General features: G+C 62.9%; 3 protein-coding genes. 2 read left to right on the top strand and 1 reads right to left on the bottom strand.

What is annotated here, in order from left to right; all coding sequences use genetic code 11:
• Positions 1–355 precede the first annotated feature (355 nt).
• Entirely contained in the window at positions 356–607 is a 252-nt protein-coding gene (locus MJ797_RS08180; RefSeq protein WP_239333373.1) for a type II toxin-antitoxin system Phd/YefM family antitoxin, read from the top strand.
• Between the two features lie 2 nt (positions 608–609).
• Complete coding sequence (locus MJ797_RS08175) at positions 610–924, top strand: type II toxin-antitoxin system RelE/ParE family toxin (protein WP_239333371.1); 315 nt, start codon at positions 610–612, stop codon at positions 922–924.
• 483 nt (positions 925–1,407) lie between these two features.
• On the opposite strand, the gene MJ797_RS08170 is transcribed toward MJ797_RS08175, so the two are convergent.
• A complete protein-coding gene (locus MJ797_RS08170) occupies positions 1,408–1,941 on the bottom strand; it encodes a HEAT repeat domain-containing protein (RefSeq protein ID WP_239333369.1) in 534 nt (177 codons plus the stop codon).
• Positions 1,942–2,833: the final 892 nt, after the last annotated feature.

Here is a 2,833-nt window from a genome sequence, read left to right as displayed (position 1 = left end):
CCCAGCCCCGCGACGCCGCGTCCCTATTGCCGGTCGCTCTAATTCAGATCGAGGAAAAACCAAGATTATTGTGCATCTTGACGCAACAGGGCGACGGTCCCGCGTTATCCAGAGCATCCACGGCATGTAGTCATGCAGTCATGACCGGTTCCTGGCCACCCACGCCTGGACGTCCGCACGGCGCCACAGCCGCATCCGCGACCTGAACACGTACGGAAGGTTGGCACAACGAGCGGGGCCTACGCCGCCGGGGATGTCGTAGGCCGGCGCCGTGGCGCCCTCGCAGTGCGCCAGAAGTGCGCCGCACGGGCCGACAGTGCGCCCATCAGTCTCCCCGGTTCGTACAACATGGGGTGTGACTGAGATACCGATCAGTGAGGCACGGGACCATCTCGGTGAGATCGTGTCCAAGGTGGAACACGCGCACGCGCGGACCGTGCTCACCCGTCATGGTCGTGCCGTGGCTGCGGTGATCTCGATCGATGATTTGCGGGAGCTGGAAGCAGCCGAAGATGAGGCCGATCTGACCGCCGCGCGGGCTGCGCTTGCGTCCAGTGAACCGCGCGTGGCGCACCGGGACGTGATGGCCGAGTTCGGCCTGGCCTGACGGTGGCGTACGAGATCGAGTGGACGACACGGGCGCTGCGTGAACTGCGCAAGCTCGACGGTGTGACAGCGCGCCGAGGGCTGACGGCGGTAACGCAACTGTCGAACGATCCTCGTCCCCACGGGGTCCGAGCACTCGTCGGTGAACCTTCGGCTGTGTTCCGGCTGAGGGTGGGCGCCTACCGGGTGGTCTACCACGTAGAGGATGCCCGCCGCCGGACACTCACGACTGGCGAGGTCGCCTCCCCGCTCGCTGGCACGCCCTACGACCTGCGGCGGTCTCGACCTGGCCCAACGCTGGGGTCCCGCCGACGCTGATCGCCGAGTGGGCCGGGCACTCCGTCGCGGTCCTGCTGCACGTCTACGCGAAGTGCCTCGCCGGCCAGGACCAAGCTTCCCGAGACCGCATCGACACCGTCCTGAACCCTGGGGACACCTCTTGATCGTCCCCATATATTCCCCACAGACGGCCGTAGATGACCACTCACGGCCGGGCACAGCCGGACAGCCGCGAGCCACAAAAAGATCACAAAAAGAAGATCTAAAATAGCCATGACCTGCGGATTCAGGTCAAAGGTGCTGGTCAGAGCGGAGGGCGTGGGATTCGAACCCACGAGGAGCGTTGCCACCCCTAGCGGTTTTCAAGCGGGCTTGTCACCCCCACAGATCATGGCGTTGACCAGCGCAAACAGGAAAGCCTTCGAGCGAAGGCGCCGTATGCGCCCGTCATCCGCCCGCGCAGTGCCGATCCATTCCCACTGTCCCGTCAAGATTCGCCATCAGCCCCGTCGCGTGCTTCGATTATCTTCGTTCGATTTGCCGAACTGCCTGCACCGCCACCCACCGCACAGCCCCGTCGGTATCGTCGGTGGCCCGCTCCCGCAACCACGGCAACGTACCGGGATCATCCCGCCAACCCACAGCAACCGCCTCCACCACCACCACCCGCCGCACATCCCCGTGGCCATCAGTGGCCCACTCCCGCAGAAGCGGCAACGTGCCGGGACCATCCCGCCAACCCACAGCAACCGCCTGCACCGCCACCCACCGTATCTGGGCGTTGTGGTCGAGGAGCGCCTGCGTGTGGAACAGGTCACGAATCTGGCGATCATCGGAGAACAACGCCGCAGCGATCAAAGCAATAGACGTCGAGAACGGCGACCGCGCTATGCGGCTGCCCCGTATGAGAAACCAATCCCGGTAGCGCATACGGCCCGGCCAGCGGATGCCAACGGCCTGAACAACAGGAAGAATATGCCGATCTATTAAATCGTTCATCTCCAACATCGGGCGATGTTCGGAGAACTCCAAAAGGCCGATCAGTGCATCCAGCACACGGCGCCCCTGATCTATGACAGCGCCTGCATTCCACATCTCCGACAGGCAACGAACCGCAAGGAGGACGTTACGCGGAGGCGTATCAGGGGCCATGCCCGCAAGCGGCAGCTCTGACGGGTGCGGAGCGCGACCCGTGCGGATTTTCGACACCCGTCCCCTCGCCAACGATGGCCGTTGCTGGAGCACTCGAGTCGGTGACGGTTGGTGCTCGATGCACGTCACCATGCGTCCATCTGTATCGGATATGTATATCGATTTCGTTTCCGGCTGACTGTCGATTATTTTTTGATTTTGATATGGGGGGATCAATGCGTCGAGGTCGAGGCATTGCGTCGCTTGCGAGCGTCAACCGTACTGCTTCGTCCGTATAGTCATGCGTGCCCTTTCGGGTGGTCGCCCCCTCGCTACCACTCCTGTCGAATAGCGGGCCGCAGGTCCGCTACCCACGGCGGCTGGATGGCCCCATCGGCGCACAGACTGGATTAGCCATCATGTCAACAGTCGCGCTATGGCATCGCACCAGCTCACAGGCCCAGGAGGGTTATGCAGAACTCTTCCATAAAGATCTATAGCAGTGCCTCGACCTGCGGCGATGCATGATCTAGATCATCCAGAATGGGAGTTCTGAATAAGCCTCCACGTCCACGTCCACGTCCACGTCCACGTCCACGTCCACGTCCACGTCCACGTCCACGTCCACGTCCACGTCCACGTCCACGTCTGGTATCCCCCGGTTTCCGGGCCGACCCGAGGTCCCGCGGAAGAGGTGCACCCGAAGACGTCTGGGGATTTACCCGGTAGGAGAAGAAGATTCGGAACGCTGCTCCCAGGCCAAGGGGTGTCGGCATCCCGTCTCTCAAACACGAGAGAGGGCGGAATCAAGCGGTCA

This window comes from Protofrankia sp. CiP3, assembly GCF_917627345.1.
GTDB lineage: Bacteria > Actinomycetota > Actinomycetes > Frankiales > Frankiaceae > Protofrankia.
The sequence above is the reverse complement of the archived record's forward strand: the minus strand, read 5'-3'. Positions and strand labels throughout refer to the sequence as shown.